Source organism: Spirosoma endbachense (genome assembly GCF_010233585.1).
Lineage (GTDB): Bacteria > Bacteroidota > Bacteroidia > Cytophagales > Spirosomataceae > Spirosoma > Spirosoma endbachense.
On the sequence record NZ_CP045997.1, the window covers coordinates 7,098,299 to 7,117,149 of the forward strand.

An 18,851-nucleotide genomic window follows, 5' to 3' on the forward strand; every position below is an offset into this window, starting at 1 on the left:
AAACGATGCTCTATTGAGCTTATTTAGAGGGCGAGGTTATTTCACCATTTTTACAGCCAGTGTCCGGTATACCTTTAGCACATGGTCTGTTTGAATAACATCGATACCGAGTCGGGCTGCTTTGGTATATTGACTGGGTAAATCATAAAAATCCAATAGGTCAGAGAATACTTTAATTTTCTGACCATGAATTTGATCAACCAGCGATTCAGTAAGGGCTGGCCAGCTCACATCAAAAGCATACGGGTGAAGTTTGCTTATTTTGTCGGCCATTGCCTCTGCTTTTTTCAGTCCAGGCATCAGCTTCGCAGTCGGCGCCACTTTTTGTAAAGCCAACAGGGTTTCGTCGGAACCGTAAAAAACAGCATCACTCAATAATCCATGGTTTGTCAGGGTTTTCACCAATGGCTCCGGCAATACGTCTTTGCAATCGACGTAGAGATTTGTTTTCGACGGATGGTGAGCGTTCCAGTCGGCAAGCAATTCTCCAACCTCATCCAACGTTGGAATCTGTTCCTTCTGGAATTGATCACCATATCCTTTAGCCGCCGATAGTTTTTTCAGTTCAGCCAGCGTCTGGTCTTTTACGGGGCCAGTGCCCGTAGTCGTTCTGTTCAGTGTGCCATCATGCAAAATGACCAGCTGGCCGTCTTTCGTTGTTCGGACATCGATCTCAATGTAATCGACCTGCATTTGTAAAACTGCCCGAAAGGTAGCCAGCGTATTTTCAGGCGCTATTTCCGACGATCCTCTATGCGCTGAAACACCTATTTTTTGCTGCGCTGCCAATGCCGTACGGTAATAGGCAACTGAATCAGGCGATTGACCGTAAGCTGAATTTCGAACAATCAGGCACCAGATTATGAAGCCACTTCTCAGATTTTTCAAAGCTCGATTCATTTATGCAGAGCGTTTTTCAAGTTAGGTTTTGCCCGCCAATCGGCCTCCAGACCGAATCGCGTATGAATGGCATTGCTCGGCTTTTCATTGGCCGGGTAGTTATAGACCAGTCGATTTGTTACGAGGAACAATACGCCTGAAATCGCTACAGCCAGGGCCGCCCGCATCCAGGCTTGCCGGTAAAACAAGCTAAAGGATTCCGGCAGATGAATAGCGAATTCTTCCCGTTCGCGCGGTACCGTCAGCACAAGCAGCGTCGCCAGGATGGCATTGACCGTAATGACCCACTCCGTTAACAAGCGTTGGGGGCTCCAGTCGACCAGGGCTCGTTCAAAATTCCCAACGACCATTGTCCAGAGCAACACCAGAAAAATCAGCTGCCCTCTACCCAGCCAGGACATTGAAATAATGGATAGTGGTTCTCTGGCTTGTCTCCGTATAAGCAGGATAAACACGAGAAGCAGCAAAAGCCAGGTTACGTTAAACCACCAGGTAGGAGTCATGTGCAGGAAGTCGATTCCCGGCAATCGGCCCAAATAAGGTACGTCCCATAAAGCGGCTGACGTTTCCTGATGATCAACTACCCGCGTCCATACAGCTGGATTCAATTGTTTTCCCCATTCCTCGACGTTCTTGACAAGGTTAACATACGGAATAGCCAGCCAGACAAAAACGGAAGCGACACCCAGCGTCCATTTCCTGCCGGTTGATGCCGATTCATGCTGATCGACATGCACCGGAATTCGGGTCGCCAGAAAGCCCAGCGCCACAACGATAGCTACACCGTTGACGAATCCGTAACTCTGCTCCAGAAAGCTATGCCAGTTTTGATGCTGCCAGTCGGCCCAATTGTCGGTAATGGTTTTAAATTCGTCGGTTTCGGGCAAGAATCCTTTCCCGCTCAGAATCCGTGGATTGCCGGGAATCATCAGCAGTTGTTTTACCCATTGAATTCCCGAAAAGCCCAGCCCACCAATGGTGCCACTAAGGATAGACGCCACCGCAACCGGGAGCAGCTTATTCTGCCGGAACCAAAGCACTGCCCCGATGAAAACACCGGTAATACCCGCCCAATCGTCGCTGCGGGGTGGCGTCATTCGGAGTCCGCCAGCGTTTGCAAAAAATACACTGCCCAGCACCGGAAAGGCTAAAAAAAAGAGCAACCAGCCAGCGGCCATGTATACAATGAGCGAGGCCCCATCGCGGAACTTGCCAAAACGACTGAAATAGACAATCAGCCCAAGCAACAGGCCAATAACCCAGCCGATATGCTGCGGATAATCGCCAAACCATTGAGGCCAGTTATTGAGAAAATTATGCGGATCAAACGCTACTGTTCCCGTTTCGGGGTTTATGTAGGTTGGGTCGCCCAGCGGATACGTTAGAGAGGAGGCCAGTTTTTGATCCAGCCCCAATCCTTTCAATAGAGCCTGAATTCCCCAGCCCAATACAGCGCCCATTGCTCCGAAAATGGGCAAAAGCAATCGATTTCTTTCGTTTCGATCGACTAAGTCATACAAAGCCATTGCCAGCAAAGCGAACAGGGCAGCCAGATAATCGGCATCGAGCCAATAGAGCGGGCTTTTGTGCCGCGACCAGGTATGATCAAAGGCAATGTCCGATTGAATCCAGTCAACAAGAGGATCTTCGACCAAATCCTGAATAAACCAAACGCCAAACAGAACAAGAATCGGCTTGAATAGTTGAATCAGACGTTTCTGCTCGGCCACAGCCGCCAGTGCCGTTCCGGCTCCGCCAAGCGCTGCCCACAAAAACCCGATGTAAAACAGGCCGACATAACCGTACCATTGCGAGAGGCCATGCCCACTTTGAGTGTAGGAAATAACCTGCATGTAGGAAATAGAGCCGCCAAAGCCCCAGCCGATAGCTCCGAAAAAAGCAAAGTAAAGGACACGCGCTCGCCAGTCGGCCCGGCCAGACAACAAGGCAATCACGATAGCCGCCAGACAGCCCGCAAAAGCAGCCCCGTACTCATGCCCGAAATTTCCCCGGATTCCCCAACCAATCGACAGGGCCATACCGCACAGCAATACAGAGTTAAATCGCCGGATGGGTGATTGAGTTATTGTAGAAATGGCCATCGAATCGCATTAAATAATCAGTGAAGTAGCCTGCTCCGGCTTCTGGTCGTCGCCAACGGCTTCTTTGATAATGTGCAGATCATGACGAAGGCGTTGACTGAAGAGAGCGATGTCGAAACTATGCACAACGATATTGGCGCCTTCGTTTATCCACTTGATCTGCCGCTCGGGTTCCAGCGAAAAATGAATGCCGATGGCCAATCCCTTTTGGCGGGTTTTGTGAATAATGGCACGTACTGCCGCTTCAAAATCAGGGTGATCGTACTGTTCCGGCAGTCCCAGACTTACCGACAAATCATGAGGACCAATAAACACGGCATCGAGACCCGGCACCGATAACAGCTCATCGAGCCGATTCAGGGCAGGTACACTTTCGATGTTGGCGATGCAGATATGATCGGCATTATAGGCCGTGATGTACGCTTCCATTTCTGCCGACAACGTTTCGTTGCCGCTTAGGACATTCGCCAATCGTTCACCTTTTAATGGTCGGTATTTGGTAGCGCCCACCAATTCCCGAACCTGCTCTACCGATTCGAGATAAGGAGCCACTACCCCAAGCGCCCCGCCATCAATGACCTGACAGGCTCGAAAAGGATCGGGGCTCGGTATCCTGACAATGGGCGTAATGCCGTAAGTTCGAAATTGCTGGCACAGCCTGGCCAGTTCTGCCCGATCCAGCGGAATGTGTTCGGTATCTAAAAAAACGAAGTCAAGACCGATCTGACTGACGGCTTTCGGCCACATCGGCGCTGTCGACGTAATACAGGTTCCGTAGACGTTTTGACCGTTTTTAAGCTTTTGGAGGAGGCTCGCGCTGGTTGAACCATTCATTTGACTAGCGATTACAGACTAGTCATACTACTGTTTTCAGGGCGGTTCAGGCTACTGGTGCTGCGATTTTTTTCAATCAATCGATAGCCTGAACAAGCATTAACGTAGTACTATATCCCGAAGTGTTGTTATTTCTTGTGGATTCTTAGTTGCAGGCAGGGAGCATTACATCTGTGATCTCTCCCAACCTGAACAGCACTTGTTGGCTATGGTCCGGCGCTCCGGTTCACTCTTTTGTTCTTTTATTTTTAGATGAAACCCATTGTTCAAATTTCACTGGATCTCACCAACATCGACGAAGCGCTCGAAACGGCCGAATTAGCGATGCGGGCGGGTGTCGACTGGCTGGAAGCTGGCACGCCTTTGATCCTGGCCGAAGGTCTGCATGGTGTACGCAAATTACGCGAGGCCTTCCCGAATGTACCCATTGTAGCCGACCTCAAAACGATGGATGGCGGCTATCTCGAAGCCGAAATGATGGCCAAAGCCGGTGCTACGCACGTGGTGGTTATGGCACGGGCGCACGCCGAAACGATCCGGTGCGTCGTGAAAGCCGGGCATGATTTTGGCGTTAAAGTCATGGGCGACAATATGGTATGTCCAGATATGGTTGAAGGAGCCAAATGGCTCGAAGACCTGGGCTGCGATTACGTTATTCATCACATTGGATACGACGAACGACGGGGCATTGCCGCGCGGGGCCACCGGATGCCCAGCCCGCTGGATCAGCTTCGCGAGGTTGTTCAGGCCGTTCGGGTACCTGTCCAGGCCGTCGGGGGGCTCAGTCTGGAACAGGCAATCCGCTGTCCGGAATATGGCGCTCCACTGGTTGTGCTCGGTGCACCGCTGACCATTGATGCGGATGCGTTCAAAACAGCTGACGGCAATCTGGAAGCGTCATTGCGGTTAATCTGTCAAAAAATTCACGCTTATGGCGATGTGCCAATGGCAAACTGATTGCGTATTACTCCTCATTTTCTTTATGTTATGAAATCTGCTGCGGTTGTTAATTATGCGCCGGAGAAAGGCTCCGTTGCCATTCGCGAACTTGACCGGCCCGCCATTGGCGAAGACGATGTATTGCTGGAAGTTGCCAATGTTGGGGTTTGCGGGAGCGATCTACATCAGTGGACTGCCGACCATAGCTGGCCCGTCAATTACCCCGTGGTTCTTGGTCATGAATTTGGCGGTCATATTGTTGAACTGGGGAATCGGGTTACGGGCTGGCACGAAGGCGACCGCGTGGTGAGCGAAACGGCTGCCGTCATCGATACCAACAACCCAATGACCCGTCGCGGGCTCTACAACCTCGACCCAACGCGTAAAGGTTTTGGGTATGGTGTCAATGGGGCCATGACACGGTTTGTGCGCGTGCCGGCCCGCTGCCTGCATCATGTTCCTGACCAGCTTGCTTTCGAACAGGCTTGTCTGACCGAACCCTGCTGCGTAGCCTTCAATGCCGTAGTAGAAAATAGCCGTATAAAACCTGGCGACCGGGTTATTGTTCTGGGACCGGGCACCATCGGTATTTTGTGTGCGGCCATGGCCCGGCTCTGTGGAGCCGAAGTCGCCCTTGTCGGATTAGCGGCCGACCAGCATCGACTGGCCATTGGGAAACACTACGGCTGCGAAGCCATCATTGGCGATGCAACCGAATGGGCACAAAAGGCGGATGGACTTGGGGCCGATTGCATCATTGACGCAGCCGGTACGAGCATTACTCTGAAACTAGCGATGCAACTGGTTCGACCCAATGGCCATATCACTAAAGTTGGCTGGGGTCCGCAGCCACTTGGTTTCTCGCTCGATCCATTGGTACAAAAAAACGTTACACTTCAGGGAAGTTTCAGCCATAACTGGCCGATCTGGGAGCGAGTCATCGCGTTGCTTGCCAATGGGCAACTGGACGTAAAACCCATTATTGGGGGCGTATGGCCGATTACCGAATGGCACGAGGCCTTTGAAAAAATGCACCGGGGCGACGTGGTGAAAAGCGTACTCAAACCGGTGTAATCCATGCGGCTCCAACATAAAGTCATCATCATAACCGGCAGTTGCACCGGCATCGGAAAAGCTATTGCCAGTCGGTGCGTTGCCGAAGGGGCACGGGTTGTTATTCATGGACTGGAACGGGAACTGGGAGAAGCCATTGTCGCTACACTGGGGCATGATAAGGCAGTATTGCACATTGAAGAAATTACCGCCGACAACACCCCGCAACACCTGGTAGACCTTGCCCTGAAAACGTTTGGTCGGCTGGATGCGGTGGTCAACAATGCCGCGATGGTCGTTTCGTCAAACACCCAGACAACGGATCTGGCGCTCTTCCGCCAGATCATGGAAGTGAATACCCTGGCGCCTTTTGCGTTGATCAAAGTAGCCTTGCCCTATCTGCAACAATGGCGGGGCTGCGTACTGAACATTGGATCGCTCAATGCCTGGTGTGGCGAACCAAACCTAATGGCCTATAGTGTCTCAAAAGGTGCGTTGGTCACCCTGACCCGTAACCTTGGCGATACATTGCATCGGGAAGCGGGCGTACGTGTCAATCAGCTCAATCCGGGTTGGGTGCTCACAGAACGGGAAATCCAGCGAAAACACCAGCAGGGCCTTCCCGACGACTGGTATCAACATCTCCCAGCAGAATTTGCCCCCGCTGGCCGTATTCTGTGGCCCGACGAAATTGCAGCCGCGGCCGTATACTGGTTAGGTGACGAAAGCGGCCCCGTTAGCGGCCAGATCGTTGACCTGGAGCAGTATCCTTTTATCGGCCGAAATCCGGCGAAGAATTAATAATTAGTACGGTTCGTGGCAGCAAACATCTTCCCTGCCATCATGAAACGTAATCTGTAAGACTCCATACATTGATCATGAAACAACTATGCCTCAATTAGCAGCTTTCCCCAAAGCGTTTATGCAGCAGCTCTGCAAGGACGGAACAATGCGTGTTTCCGAATGGATCGAGCTGGCGACCAAACTCGATATTGATGGACTGGAATGGTATGCCGGATTTCTGGAAATGGAAAATGAAGCAAACTGGCCACTGTTTCGTCAGCAGGTTGAAGCGCATGGAAAAGTGATTCCGATGATGTGCTGCTCCCCGGATTTTACGCACCCCGATGCCGACTTCCGCGCCAACGAAATTGTAAAGCAGAAGCGATGGATTGATATGACATACGTATTGGGTGGCTCCTACTGCCGGGTTTTATCCGGACAACGGCGACCCGAATTGTCGATTGAAGAGGGAATTTCTCTCGCGGCCGAATGCATTGACGCTTGCCTGCCCTACGCGCAGGAACGCGGCATTACACTAATCATTGAAAATCACTATAAAGACGATTTTTGGACATACCCCGAATTTGCCCAGAAAATGGATGTGTTCTGCAAGCTCGTAGACCGCATCGATCACCCGAATTTTGGCGTCAATTATGATCCAAGTAATACGTACCTCGCCGGTGAAGATCCGTTGGAGCTACTGTATCGGGTGTCGCATCGCGTAGTGACCATGCACGCCAGTGACCGGTATCTGCTCGAAGGTACCATCGAAGATCTTCGTCGCGAAGACGGTGGTGCTGCTGGCTATGCCAAACGACTCAGCCACGGCGAAATTGGCAAGGGACTCAACGATTATGACGCCATATTCACCGAGTTGAAACGGGTGGGTTTCGATGGCTGGATCAGCATTGAAGACGGTGTCGACGGCATGGCACAGCTGGAGCGTAGTGTCGCTTTCCTACGCAAAAAAATGGCCCAATACTGGCCTGAGAGCTGATGGTTTTTGCTCAGTTAGGACTTTTCGCTTAGAAGCGTGGCACGGTTACTAGTGATGCGTGGCACGCTTCTAAGCGAAAAGCCTAATCGTTGTGAGATCGGTTTAAATTTTCCAGACTTTTCGCAAACTCAGGTAAAAACCCGTGCCACGGTTAATATGACGCTCAAAAATAACCGTGGCACGGGTTTTTACCTGAGTTTGCGAAGGGCCCGTTTTCAACGCGCCTTTTGCCGAAAGTATTCTGGCTGGCAGCAGTAGCGAAGTATAACCTTTACCCTAAATCGTCGATAAGGCCAGCTTAATATGCGCTAAATGGTGTTCAGCATGCCAGATCGATATAGCTAATGCCTGTGCCTGAGTAAAATCTATTTTCCGAACGGGATGACTATAACGAATAGCTAATGCTTTCTCATCGAGCGACCTGGCTAAATAAGCATAGCGCCGATGGACACCTTCGAACAAAAGCAGAGAATCGTCGACCGGGGCCGTTGTCGCGTCAGCTGTTCCAGCCCAGGCATTCATATCGATCATGGTCGCTTCCGAATAGTCGGGCTCGGTAAGGGCTTTCTTCATCCGTAGGTAGTGTAGCAACTGAATATCAGCAACATGGTGAACCAGTTGCTGTACGGTCCAACTACCCTCCCGATACGTTTTGGCCAGATCGTCGGGCGATAAATTCTCCACGAGCCGCCGATATTCCGCAGGGATCGTTTCAATACGATGAATAATCTGCGCTAACTCGTCTGACGAATACGTTTCCTGTATGACAAAGGGCCCAATGGGGTATTTACGATTGTCCATGTATTCCAAAAGAATTACGCTTGCAAGTTAGACAATTCCCTTCTTGATGACTCATAGGATTCCTTACTTCCCGACGGGGGCACTAATCACGCCCAGATACCGACCCATCCAGTAGGGTAACAGCCAGATGTCGCCCGCACTGTGCTCCGATTTGCCATTCCCCCGGTTACGGTCCAGTGTAAACGTATTACCATTGTGCCGCTGAATCGGGCGTTCACCGGGCGATAATACCTCTTTGGTCGTTTGCTTCCGAAAATTGTCAGGCAGCAGCTCGATGTCCTTGCGGTGGCTGTTTCGGATCTCCCAGTCGATGAGGTCAAGCGGAAATTCGCGTAGATACCAGACGGATTCATCCAGGTCAAACGTTTTGGTACCGGTAAGGGCGGTAAAAATATTCCACGCTCCTTCTTTTTCGGGGCGCTCAATTTCCCAGTGATCGATGATGGCTTTTTTGAACTTAGCCTTGAGCGTATCATTGAGTGCGTACCGATACAGGCCCCAATACCCCACAAAGTACATCTCATCATCGGAATGGTTCCAGCCGTCCGACATGTGCTTGCTGTGTTCATCGGCATCTTCCGGCGCTTTACCAATGATGCTCATGGGACGCATCAGGTTTTCCAGATAGCCGTGTTTTTGCATCAGTTCAACAGCCTTCTTTTTATATTTTTCCTTTTTGGTGAACTGGTACGCAGTCTGAAGCATGGCCACAATATTCGAAGAATTCAGTTTCCGGTCGCCCACGTTTATCGGAAAGGCATTCACGTAGTCCGGATTCCATTTCCCCCACATGGTGGGCTTACCATCAAAATCGATCAGATACATATCGTGGCTGATAATATGACTCATGAGCGTATCGATGAGCGTAATGGCCCGACGTTGCAGGTTTTTATCATCCACTAATTCGGCCATTGCTCCGAACGCAAAAACATGCCCAATCACTTCATCGCTGCTGGTTGTCGATTTCCAGTCCCAACCCGGTTGGGGCGAATGTTGCCAGCGTTCGGGGTCACTAAGTTTGGCAATATAACCCGCCCGCTCAAACGACCGCGCCGGAAAACCCGGTACGGGATTGATCGTATACAGCCGCTCCATGGCATCGAGCGACTCCCGGCAGTTTTGTAGGGCGTCTTTGTCTTTCGTAACCGCGTAGCGAAACACCTCACCCGCCAGGTACATCGATGTCCATAAACCGTCGTTGTCAGAATCGGCCAGGTAGCCAGTAGACAGGTCACCTTTTTCCATACCATCCAATGACGCATTAAATCCATTGCGCATATGCCGACTCCGAACCTGATCTTCATAGAACAGCGCTTTTTCATGAAGCGTCATGGGCTTCGTGACGATTTCGGCCAGGCCAGCCGTGGTTAGCACGAGCACCGTATTAGTGGGACCAGCAGCAATCGCGGTTACCTCGTCGCCGGGCAACCAGCGTTCGCCATTGTAATAGTCGTATTTACCATCAGGCCGGAGTGAGAAAGCACCTTTCGTCGAGCCAAACCAGAGCTTCCCATTTACGTCGGCCACGGTCGTAATGTCGGTCCAGGGTAATTTCTTATGAATCGAGCCCAGTTGTTTTTTGCTCACAGGGTCAAATTCAATATAACCGTCGGTCGTACCGATTACTACTTTCTGGCTTTTGCTGGCCAGTTCAAACGATGTGAAGTTTGAGCCATCAAACACTTTCGTCAGTTTGTGCTCCCGACCCGAGAGTGTAGACAGTGTTTTTTTACCCAGCACCCAGAACAGGTTAGCTGCTGGCTGATACCGAATACCAATCACCTCATCATCGGGTATGGCACCTTTCCACAAAACACCCGATTCCTTAACCAGATGGATCGCTTTACCATCGGAAACAAGAAACGTAAAGTCAGTTCCTCCAACAAACAGCCGTGCCTGTGGAAGCTGGTGTTCAGCAAACAATTTTCCGGCCCAGGCATTACTTACTACGGCTCGATTATCGAGGTAGACCAGTTGCTGCTCATACGTACCAATAGCAGCCAGCTTCATGTCTTTCACCGGGCGATATGTACGATCAGGCTGTAAGGTGCCGGGCGACAGGAAATAACCGGCAGAAGGATGCAGTAACCCTTCGGACGAGAGCACCTGAGTTATACCATTTCGGTCAAAGCCTGCCCCCAGGAGGCCGCCATCTGTTTTCCTCAGATAGTATTTAACACTATACGGTTGATCATAAGGCTTGTCGGAATAGGCCGACTGAGCTAGTATCTGGTCATTGGCGGCCAAGAAAACAAAGCAGGTAACTAAACCAGCGAGTAAACAGAGTTTTTGCATAATACTGTAATGGACAAGTCAAGCTGATTAAGCACACGAACCAGGCAGGCTTCACTTGTTATACTGTCAGGCGGTCGTATTAGGCTATTAATCGAAAGCCAAATTTTTGGTAGTTCCCACGAAAAACCAGGATTGACCGCATTTGTCAATATTAATTTAAAGGTTATACAAGCCGCTGATTATTAGGAAAAAACGTTTTTGGACACTGTTCATATTACCCAGTTATAAAATCTACACCTTCTTGCGCAAATTGAAGGTTATTTTACGCAAAGTGCGAAAATTAATTAAAATAGCATGCTCTATATTTGTTCCAGATATGGCGAAAATCCAAATTTTATTTGGATTGAGAAGGCTTTATTAAGATAATATGAAGGATTTGTTATTAAATAACAACATATCCTTTGGATGAACTTTGCCAAATATTATTTGGACATTCAACTTAAATAACTACTAAAAATTCTACAAACCATTCAATTTCGATGATTTTTAAATGGTTTTGACCAGAACTATAAATAGCAGAACGCCAGAAAGACAAATTGACCTTCCTCTAAACCGTTTTACCTGACATTCGTTCCGACCTGTTTCTCTTGATTTCCCACCTTACTCGTCCTCTATATGACCATTAACTACTCACTTGAAAGCATTCTCTGCAACGTCATTCAGGGTGATCAGGCCGCTTTTGCGAAACTATATCGTCATTATCGGACGCCCGCCCTTAAATTCTGTCTTTACCTGCTGAAAGATCAGGAAGAAGCCGAGAATATGGTGCATGATGTATTCATAAAAATCTGGGAACGCCGGGCATCTATAAACCCGGACCTGAATTTCAGTTCCTACTTATTTACCTGTCTGAGAAACATGGCTTTCGATTACCTGAAGCAGGTTGAAAAAAGCCAGCTTCTCAAACAGCGTTATATGGAACGCATGGAAAGCGCCCACGATGAAGAAATTGACGATCAGGAAAATCGGTTTAAATCGCTTCAGACGGCGATCAATTCCCTCTCCGAAAAGCGAAAAATGATCTTACTCCTGAATATAGAGGGGGGCAAATCTTATCAGGAAATAGCTGAGCTCCTGAGAATTTCAAAAAATACGGTTAAAAACCAGCTCGTAAAGGCGAAGCAGCTCCTACGGGAAAAGCTCGATTATGCCTTACCTGCCTAGCGCCGGTTTCAGGTTCAGGGCTTTTGCCCGGAGCCGCACCATCATTTACCCCAACGTTATGTCTACGTGTGGTACGGATCCAGACGAAAGCCCTGAATCTATTAACCACCGTTCCTTCACAAAAAAATAACTCATTTAGAGATAGTCCTTTAGCAGCTATTGCCAGTACTATAGGCAAACCGGCTAAAGGACGTGGTGTAATGTCAAATCATGACAGCAGCTATCTAATTGAGCAACTACTCAAGAACAACCTGTCAAGTGCTGAACTTGACACATTTCTGGCGGGCCTGCATAACGACGAAGCTATACAGGCCTATTCTGACGTACTGGAAACGTATTTCAATGAACTGCTGAAGCAAAACGAACATCAGCCTGAGTCTGATAAGCAAACCTCAGGAAACAAAGGCATTCTGCCTGACTCCCTGAATAGTATGTACGACTAGTATCCTGTAGATTTTTTTGAACCTCTCATAACTGAACACGCATGAAACCAATGTCTACCTTTCAGTTGATTCTGAGGCACTCTCTAACCATCGCGTTGCTGGTAGGAGTATGCTTTGCACAGGCCAACGGAACTGCCAAAAACAAACCGCCCAAAACCATCACCGGGACGGTTACACTAGCCACGAATAGTCAGCCGATTGCGGGAGCGAACATCCTGATCAAAGGCACCCAGACTGGATCGGTCACAGACCAGCGGGGCAACTATTCCATTTCCGTCAATAGTGACAATGCCATACTTGTCTTCTCGTTTATCGGGCATAAAACGCAGGAAATTACGGTTGGCAACCAGTCGGTTATCAATGTTGAGCTGGTCGAAAATAACGAGGTACTGGGCGAAGTCGTCGTTACCGCCCTGGGCATTAAGCGGGAAGCTCGTTCGCTGGGCTATTCCGTTGGTGAAGTACAGGGAAAAGACCTGAGCCGGATTGCGCAGGAAAACGTTCTGAACTCACTGGCGGGTCGTGTACCGGGCGTGCAAATCAGCTCGACAGGGCCGTCGGGCTCGTCGGTCAGTATGATCATTCGGGGTGCCAAATCACTCAATACCGACAACCAGCCTTTGTTTGTAGTCGATGGCGTTCCGATTGCCAACTCACTTAATAACGTCAGCCAGATTGGCAACGACAATCGCGTCGATTACGGCAATGCGATTTCCGACATTAACCCGGAAGATGTTGAAAATATATCCATCCTGAAAGGCCCGAGTGCGGCTGCTTTATACGGCTCACGGGCGGGTAATGGTGTTGTGCTGATTACGACAAAGAGCGGCTCGAAGTCGCAGAAAATGACCGTTTCGCTGACCTCGAATACGGTGTTTGATCAGCCTTACAAGTACCTGAAGATGTCGAGCCAGTTTGCCACGGGCATTCTTCCCTTCACGCCGGATGCCAACCCCTATCCAGGTGGCATTCTGCAAATCGACGAAAGTTCGGCAGGTGGTGTAGGACCTGAACTCGACAAAGGGTATAACGCGATCCAGTGGAATAGCCCGATTGGTTCTGATGGCAAGCCAATACCAACCCCACTCGTTTCGCATCCGAACAATATTAAGGATTTCGTCCGGACGGGTATTACCAGCACCAATGGCGTATCGATATCCAACAATTCCGAAAAAGTCACCTATCGGCTTTCGTATTCCAATATGAGCAGCCGGGGCATTGTTCCCAATTCGGATCTGTTCAAGAATACGCTGGCAATCAGCACCAATGTACGGGTCAGTAACAAACTGACCTTGAGCACCAACCTGGATTTCAGCCGGAACAACTCCAACAACCGGCCCGCTGGCGAACGGGGAACGAACCCATTGCAGTGGGCGTATGCCGTTGGGTCGCACATCAACATCAATGATCTGCGCGATTACTGGGTACCCGGCAAAGAGGGTCTGCAACAGAAATCACAAAGCATTGGTAACTACAACAACCCGTACTTCCTGGCCTATGAAGTAAACAACAGTTACGTGCGGGATCGTGTATTTGGCAACCTCAGAGCCGAATGGCAGCTTACGCCCGAAATCAAATTGATGGGCCGGTATGCACTGGATACCTACTCCGAACAACGGGAAACCAAAATAGCCAAGAGTTACACCGGCGAGCCGAATGGAGCCTACGGTCTGATCAATCTGAAACGCTACGAACGGAATGCCGACTTCCTGGCCACCTATACCAAACGATTCAATGCACTGAGCGTCGTGGTGTCGGCCGGGGGAAACAATCGCTACTCGCAATCGTCGGATCTGAACAACAGTAGCAAAAACGGTGCAGGCTTGATTATTCCGGGCTTATATACCATTCAGAATATTGCCCCAAATAACCTTCAGTACAACAACTACCTGTATAAGAAGGCTATTTACAGCGCCTACGCCACTGCCAATCTGGGCTTTAAAGACATGATTTACCTGGACCTGACCGCCCGCAACGACTGGTCCAGCACGCTGCCGGCCAATAATCGCTCCTATTTCTACCCGTCAGCTTCGTTAAGCTTGTTGCTTAACGAAATGGTCCATATTTCCAACAATGTCGATCTGTTCAAACTTCGGGCTGGAATAGCTCAGGTGGGGAATGATGCCAATCCATACAGTCTGTATCCTACGCTGGGCGATGCAGGTGCCTGGAATGGGGTAACCCGCCTGTCGAAGTCGGGAGGCATTCTTCTTCCTGATCTCAAACCTGAAATTGCAACCTCCTATGAAGTGGGTATCGACTACAATATGTTCCGGAATCGGCTCCGGTTTTCGGGAACGTATTACATGTCTGAAAACCGCAACCAGATTCTCCCCTCGCAGATTCCATCCTCTTCTGGCTTTACAACCAAAAACATCAACGCCGGTCTGCTCGAAAGCCGGGGTATCGAACTGTCGCTGGGCGGTACGCTTGTCGACAAAGGTGGTCTGCGCTGGGACCTGACAACGAATTTTACCAAGAACACTACACGCATCAAAGAACTGGCTGAAGGCATACCCTACTATACGTTATGGACCGATGCTAAAGGAGGTGCCTGGACGTATGTTGGCGATAAAGTCGGTGATATCTACGATGCCGAGATTATTACGGTAACCGACCAGAAATCACCTTATTATGGCTATCCCATTTTAAACAACGATGGCTCCTGGCAGAGTAAGAGTGCTACGACATCCAAGAATAAAATCGGAAACTTCAATCCCAATTTCATCCTGGGTGCACAGAGTTCGCTCTCTTACAAAGGATTCACACTCAACTTCTCACTCGACTGGCGTTCTGGTGGTGATTTCGTATCACAGACCTACCGGTACATGGAGTCGGACCTGCGTTCGCAGCGGTTTCTGGACAATTTGATCAATCCGGGTGGCCGGTCTGGCGATGAGCTCCGCAACTGGCTGGTCGCGAATCAGGATCAGTACATTAAAATCCACGGCAACTTTTTCCCGATTGTAGGCGGCCCAACGGCAGCTTATGGTGGTTATCCATTTGAATTTGGAGGCAAGTCGTATGCCTATGGTGTATTCAATCCGGGCGTTATCGCGCAGTATGATTCACAGGGTAACATCACAGGATATACTGAAAACTTAGGCGGAGCAGGCACCAAAATCATTCCGTACGGCGATAATTATCCGTGGGATTTTACGCGGGCGGCCACGTTTGATGCCTCGTTCGTTAAACTCCGGGAAATTTCACTCGGCTACGACATCCCGGCTCGATTCGTCAAATCGATTGGCCTGCAAAACGCTACCTTCTCGGTTTATAGCCGCAACATTATTTTGTGGACGGCCGCCAAAATCAACGTCGACCCCGAAATGGCCTTCCAGCCACAGGCTGGCCCTCAGGCTGGTACACAGTTTAAGCAGGGTATTGAGCGTTACAACGTAACGCCCTGGACCATTCCGGTTGGGTTTAAACTTGGTCTCACGTTCTAAGAATTTTCTAACGAATTCAGTCATGAAAACTACATTTATAAAGTACACCGCCTGCCTGGTTCTCTTTGGATCTTTCCTGTTTTCCTGTAAAGACCTGACCCAGTTGAACGTGAATCCCAATGGCGTTCAGCCCGAAACGGTGAACCCGAACCTGGTCATGCCTACCGTGTTATCGGAAACAGGGAAATTGTACGTCAACCTTGGCTTTCAGGACATTGCAGGGGTCGTGCAGCACACCCAGAAAGATGCCTGGTTCAGTGGCCATAACGACTACGATTGGGGTGGCGACCAAAGCTGGACGGCCTACTACGATTTACTCCGGAATAATGATCTGCTCTACCAGCGGGCCGTGGCGCTGAATATGGAATTTCAACAGGGAGTGGCGCTGGTGATGAAATCGATGCTTTTCGGCCTGATTACCGATCTATGGGGCGATGCACCTTACATCAATGCGCTGAAAGGCGAACAGGGTGGTGCTGACTTTATTACCCCGAAATATGACAGCCAGGAGGTGATTTATGCAGGTATTCTGGCCGATCTGGATAAAGCCAATACCTTATTGTCGAAGCCGAAAGCCGCGTATTCGAGTATTGTCGAAAGCGCTGACCTGTACTACGCTGGCGATCCAGCCAAATGGCAGAAGCTGGCTAACTCACTGAAACTTCGGTATCTGATGCGGATTTCGGCCAAACAGCCCGATGTTGCCAAAGCAGGGATCGAGAAGATCGTAGCCACTCCCGCGCAATACCCAATCATCGACGATGCGTCTGCCGATGCAACGATGGCCTATGTTGGCAATAATTCTGGCGATGCCTGGCCATCAAACTCTGTATTTGACATTAGCGGCAGTAACTATCGCCGGGTAAAAATGTGTTCGACCCTGCTCAAACCCATGCAGGCAACCAGCGATCCCCGTCTGGCGCTCTGGGCCAAAAAAGTAGAAATCCCGCTGGTTGTCGATGCAAAACTTCCTGCTGGCACAGATAAGATTACAAACGGTATTCGCTACCTCTCACCGGACAAAGTTGGTACAACCCCAATCGACACAGACCCGAATTACGTCGGTTTGCCCCCGAGTGCGTCGCAATTACCCTCGGGTTATAATTTCAATCCAACGCCGGGCCAAACGTCGGTCAATCCGCACGTTTCTTATCTGAATGAGATTTACACGCAGGCCAAAGGGCCGTTGTTAAAAGCCCGGCTGGTTTCGGCGGCAGAAGTCCAGTTTATTCTGGCCGAGGCTGCGCAGAAAGGCTGGGCGGCTGGTGATGCAAAGACCCGGTATGAAGCGGCCGTTAAAGCCTCCCTCACCGCCTGGGGTGTTACCAGTAGCTATAATGCCTTCATTGCTCAGAAAGGTGTTGCCTATGATGGCACCCTGGCGCAGATCATCGGGCAGAAATGGATTGCCAGCTGGACCAGCGCTACCGAAGCGTGGTTCGATTATCGGCGGACGGGTCTGCCTGCGCTAACGGCGGGTCCAGTGGCAAAACGGAAAGCACTGCCCCTGCGGTTCTACTACATGCGTGATGAGTTGAACCTGAACAAAACCAATTCGGGAGTAGCCATTGAAAAGCTTGAAACAACCGCCAATTCACAAGCCGACGGTAAAAATAGCGCCTGGTCGAAACAGTGGCTTGTTCAGGGAACAGGTAAACCCTGGTAGTTGATTTTGCAAACCCATACCAACTTCCCGATAGAGTCCGGATCTCGGTTTACTCTTTCGGGAAGTTCTAATCAGGCTCCTTTTTCCGTCTGCATGAAAAAGCTCTTTGTCGCGCTGGCCGTTTTATGGTTTTATAGTCCTGCGATTGCCCAGGATTTTAAAGTGGGCGCTGCCATCAGACTGATTACACCCAATCCTCTACTACCTGTTTCGGGTGGGATCGGTACGCCTAAAAAAGCAGTCGAGAAAAAAGGGGAGCTATTTGTCAGAGCTTGTGTCATTGAAAAAGGGAGCACTCGCATTGCCATCGTCAGTGTCGATAACCTTGGCTGGCCGTCGGTATTAGGCAATAAATCGAGAGCGCTCATCAAGGGAATTCCACCCCAAAATATCCTGATCGGTTGTACGCATACCCATAGTGGACCTGATGCCTATGGGTTTCCCAATGAGAAAGGCGAATCATTTGCTGATCTGCCTTACCTGGACAAATGTGTGCAGACGATTGCCGATGCCGTCAATGAAGCCATAACGAAATTAAGCCCGGCCACGTTAAAAGTTGCAGTCGGCGAAGCCAAAGGGCAGATTGCCTATAATTACTACGCCCCCGATCTGTATGACCCACGCTGCGGGGTTATTCAGGCCATTGCTACATCAGGAGCCAATGTGGGCAAACCCATTTTTACACTGGTTAATTACGCCATTCATCCCGAGATAATCGGTTCAGGCCGGGGCATTCTCAGCCCCGATCTATGTGGCCCGCTTTATGATCGGATCGAATCGAAACAGGGTGGTGTAGCCATCTTCGTCAATAGTGCTCAGGGCGGCATGGTAACGGCCGATAATCGACGCGAAAACGCGAAAGAAGCCAATACGTGGGAAGAATGCATTCGAATTGGTGAGTTACTGGCCGATGAAGCGCTGCGCATTGTTGGCACGGCCGAAGCACAACCCAATCCAACACTTTTCTGCACAGCCCGACCGGTCACCTTCCCGATCGAGTCGGATGTGATGAAATATATCGTAAAGAATTCACCGCTGAAGTATGAAGTGGCTCCCGGCGACAAAGTCGTGGCTCAGGTCAATTTGCTCAACATCGGCACCGCGCAGATACTGACCATTCCGGGCGAAGCCTTACCGAACGTTGGGTATTATATCAAACGACACATGCACACCAGCGTGCCCTTGTTATTTGGCCTGACCAACGATGCCTTTGGCTATATGCTGACCAAAGTAGACTTCAAAAGTTTTAAGCGATACGATTACATCAGCCGAACCAGTCTAGGCGAAAACACCGCCGAGATTTACATGGATGAAGCCCTGAAATTAATTGCCGAGTCGCCCAAAGCCGATGGGTATAAATAGTATTTTAAACCTATAAAGCCTGTTTAAACCTATAAGGTCTTTGAGACCTTATAGGTTTGGTTT

At 49.9% G+C, this 18,851-nt stretch carries 14 protein-coding genes; 9 read left to right on the forward strand and 5 right to left on the reverse strand.

Features of this window, described 5'->3' with window-relative positions:
- Window positions 1–36: 36 nt before the first annotated feature.
- From GJR95_RS28935 to GJR95_RS28945, 3 genes are read right to left on the reverse strand one after another with little or no spacing between them, the layout of a single operon-like run.
- Window positions 37–900, reverse strand: a complete 864-nt coding sequence (locus GJR95_RS28935) for a glycerophosphodiester phosphodiesterase family protein (RefSeq protein WP_162389172.1) — start codon at window positions 898–900, stop codon at window positions 37–39.
- Window positions 897–3,002, reverse strand: a complete 2,106-nt coding sequence (locus GJR95_RS28940; protein ID WP_162389173.1) for a hypothetical protein — start codon at window positions 3,000–3,002, stop codon at window positions 897–899. Before GJR95_RS28940 ends, GJR95_RS28935 begins: the two co-directional genes overlap by 4 nt.
- A 9-nt stretch (window positions 3,003–3,011) precedes the next feature.
- A complete protein-coding gene (locus GJR95_RS28945) occupies window positions 3,012–3,836 on the reverse strand; it encodes an HpcH/HpaI aldolase family protein (protein WP_162389174.1) in 825 nt (274 codons plus the stop codon).
- Window positions 3,837–4,088: 252 nt separating this feature from the next.
- Here GJR95_RS28945 and GJR95_RS28950 point away from each other — a divergent pair, with 252 nt between their 5' ends.
- The 4 genes from GJR95_RS28950 to GJR95_RS28965 all read left to right on the forward strand — a co-directional run bounded on the left by GJR95_RS28950 (window position 4,089) and on the right by GJR95_RS28965 (window position 7,608).
- Window positions 4,089–4,793: an orotidine 5'-phosphate decarboxylase / HUMPS family protein gene (locus GJR95_RS28950; RefSeq protein WP_162389175.1), complete on the forward strand. Its 705-nt coding sequence runs from the start codon at window positions 4,089–4,091 to the stop codon at window positions 4,791–4,793.
- 30 nt (window positions 4,794–4,823) lie between these two features.
- Complete coding sequence (locus GJR95_RS28955) at window positions 4,824–5,849, forward strand: zinc-binding dehydrogenase (protein ID WP_162389176.1); 1,026 nt, start codon at window positions 4,824–4,826, stop codon at window positions 5,847–5,849.
- 3 nt (window positions 5,850–5,852) lie between these two features.
- The gene (locus GJR95_RS28960; protein ID WP_162389177.1) at window positions 5,853–6,629 is read left to right on the forward strand and encodes an SDR family oxidoreductase; all 777 of its coding nucleotides are present in this window, start codon (window positions 5,853–5,855) and stop codon (window positions 6,627–6,629) included.
- A gap of 88 nt (window positions 6,630–6,717) precedes the next feature.
- Complete coding sequence (locus GJR95_RS28965) at window positions 6,718–7,608, forward strand: sugar phosphate isomerase/epimerase family protein (protein WP_162389178.1); 891 nt, start codon at window positions 6,718–6,720, stop codon at window positions 7,606–7,608.
- Between the two features lie 276 nt (window positions 7,609–7,884).
- On the opposite strand, the gene GJR95_RS28970 is transcribed toward GJR95_RS28965, so the two are convergent.
- Together GJR95_RS28970 and GJR95_RS28975 are read right to left on the reverse strand one after the other, a co-directional pair.
- The gene (locus GJR95_RS28970; protein WP_162389179.1) at window positions 7,885–8,409 is read right to left on the reverse strand and encodes a YfiT family bacillithiol transferase; all 525 of its coding nucleotides are present in this window, start codon (window positions 8,407–8,409) and stop codon (window positions 7,885–7,887) included.
- Window positions 8,410–8,472: 63 nt separating this feature from the next.
- The gene (locus GJR95_RS28975) at window positions 8,473–10,704 is read right to left on the reverse strand and encodes a hypothetical protein (RefSeq protein ID WP_232540890.1); all 2,232 of its coding nucleotides are present in this window, start codon (window positions 10,702–10,704) and stop codon (window positions 8,473–8,475) included.
- Between the two features lie 615 nt (window positions 10,705–11,319).
- Here GJR95_RS28975 and GJR95_RS28980 point away from each other — a divergent pair.
- From GJR95_RS28980 to GJR95_RS29000, 5 genes are all read left to right on the forward strand, one after another.
- Window positions 11,320–11,868, forward strand: a complete 549-nt coding sequence (locus tag GJR95_RS28980) for an RNA polymerase sigma factor (RefSeq protein WP_174260241.1) — start codon at window positions 11,320–11,322, stop codon at window positions 11,866–11,868.
- Between the two features lie 68 nt (window positions 11,869–11,936).
- Window positions 11,937–12,311 (forward strand): hypothetical protein, encoded by a 375-nt coding sequence (locus tag GJR95_RS42315; RefSeq protein WP_232540891.1) that lies wholly within the window; start codon window positions 11,937–11,939, stop codon window positions 12,309–12,311.
- Between the two features lie 41 nt (window positions 12,312–12,352).
- Window positions 12,353–15,760, forward strand: a complete 3,408-nt coding sequence (locus GJR95_RS28990; protein ID WP_162389180.1) for a SusC/RagA family TonB-linked outer membrane protein — start codon at window positions 12,353–12,355, stop codon at window positions 15,758–15,760.
- Between the two features lie 22 nt (window positions 15,761–15,782).
- Window positions 15,783–17,426 carry a SusD/RagB family nutrient-binding outer membrane lipoprotein gene (locus GJR95_RS28995; RefSeq protein WP_162389181.1) on the forward strand — a complete coding sequence of 548 codons (1,644 nt, stop codon included), beginning with the start codon at window positions 15,783–15,785 and terminating at the stop codon, window positions 17,424–17,426.
- Window positions 17,427–17,519: 93 nt separating this feature from the next.
- Window positions 17,520–18,788: a hypothetical protein gene (locus tag GJR95_RS29000; protein ID WP_162389182.1), complete on the forward strand. Its 1,269-nt coding sequence runs from the start codon at window positions 17,520–17,522 to the stop codon at window positions 18,786–18,788.
- Window positions 18,789–18,851: the final 63 nt, after the last annotated feature.

Coding starts and splice junctions, on each gene's coding strand:
- GJR95_RS28935 (WP_162389172.1), bottom strand. CDS start 900: ATGAATCGAGCTTTGAAAAATCTGAGAAGTGGCTTCATAATCTGGTGC.
- GJR95_RS28940 (WP_162389173.1), bottom strand. CDS start 3,002: ATGGCCATTTCTACAATAACTCAATCACCCATCCGGCGATTTAACTCT.
- GJR95_RS28945 (WP_162389174.1), bottom strand. CDS start 3,836: ATGAATGGTTCAACCAGCGCGAGCCTCCTCCAAAAGCTTAAAAACGGT.
- GJR95_RS28950 (WP_162389175.1), top strand. CDS start 4,089: ATGAAACCCATTGTTCAAATTTCACTGGATCTCACCAACATCGACGAA.
- GJR95_RS28955 (WP_162389176.1), top strand. CDS start 4,824: ATGAAATCTGCTGCGGTTGTTAATTATGCGCCGGAGAAAGGCTCCGTT.
- GJR95_RS28960 (WP_162389177.1), top strand. CDS start 5,853: ATGCGGCTCCAACATAAAGTCATCATCATAACCGGCAGTTGCACCGGC.
- GJR95_RS28965 (WP_162389178.1), top strand. CDS start 6,718: ATGCCTCAATTAGCAGCTTTCCCCAAAGCGTTTATGCAGCAGCTCTGC.
- GJR95_RS28970 (WP_162389179.1), bottom strand. CDS start 8,409: ATGGACAATCGTAAATACCCCATTGGGCCCTTTGTCATACAGGAAACG.
- GJR95_RS28975 (WP_232540890.1), bottom strand. CDS start 10,704: ATGCAAAAACTCTGTTTACTCGCTGGTTTAGTTACCTGCTTTGTTTTC.
- GJR95_RS28980 (WP_174260241.1), top strand. CDS start 11,320: ATGACCATTAACTACTCACTTGAAAGCATTCTCTGCAACGTCATTCAG.
- GJR95_RS28990 (WP_162389180.1), top strand. CDS start 12,353: ATGAAACCAATGTCTACCTTTCAGTTGATTCTGAGGCACTCTCTAACC.
- GJR95_RS28995 (WP_162389181.1), top strand. CDS start 15,783: ATGAAAACTACATTTATAAAGTACACCGCCTGCCTGGTTCTCTTTGGA.
- GJR95_RS29000 (WP_162389182.1), top strand. CDS start 17,520: ATGAAAAAGCTCTTTGTCGCGCTGGCCGTTTTATGGTTTTATAGTCCT.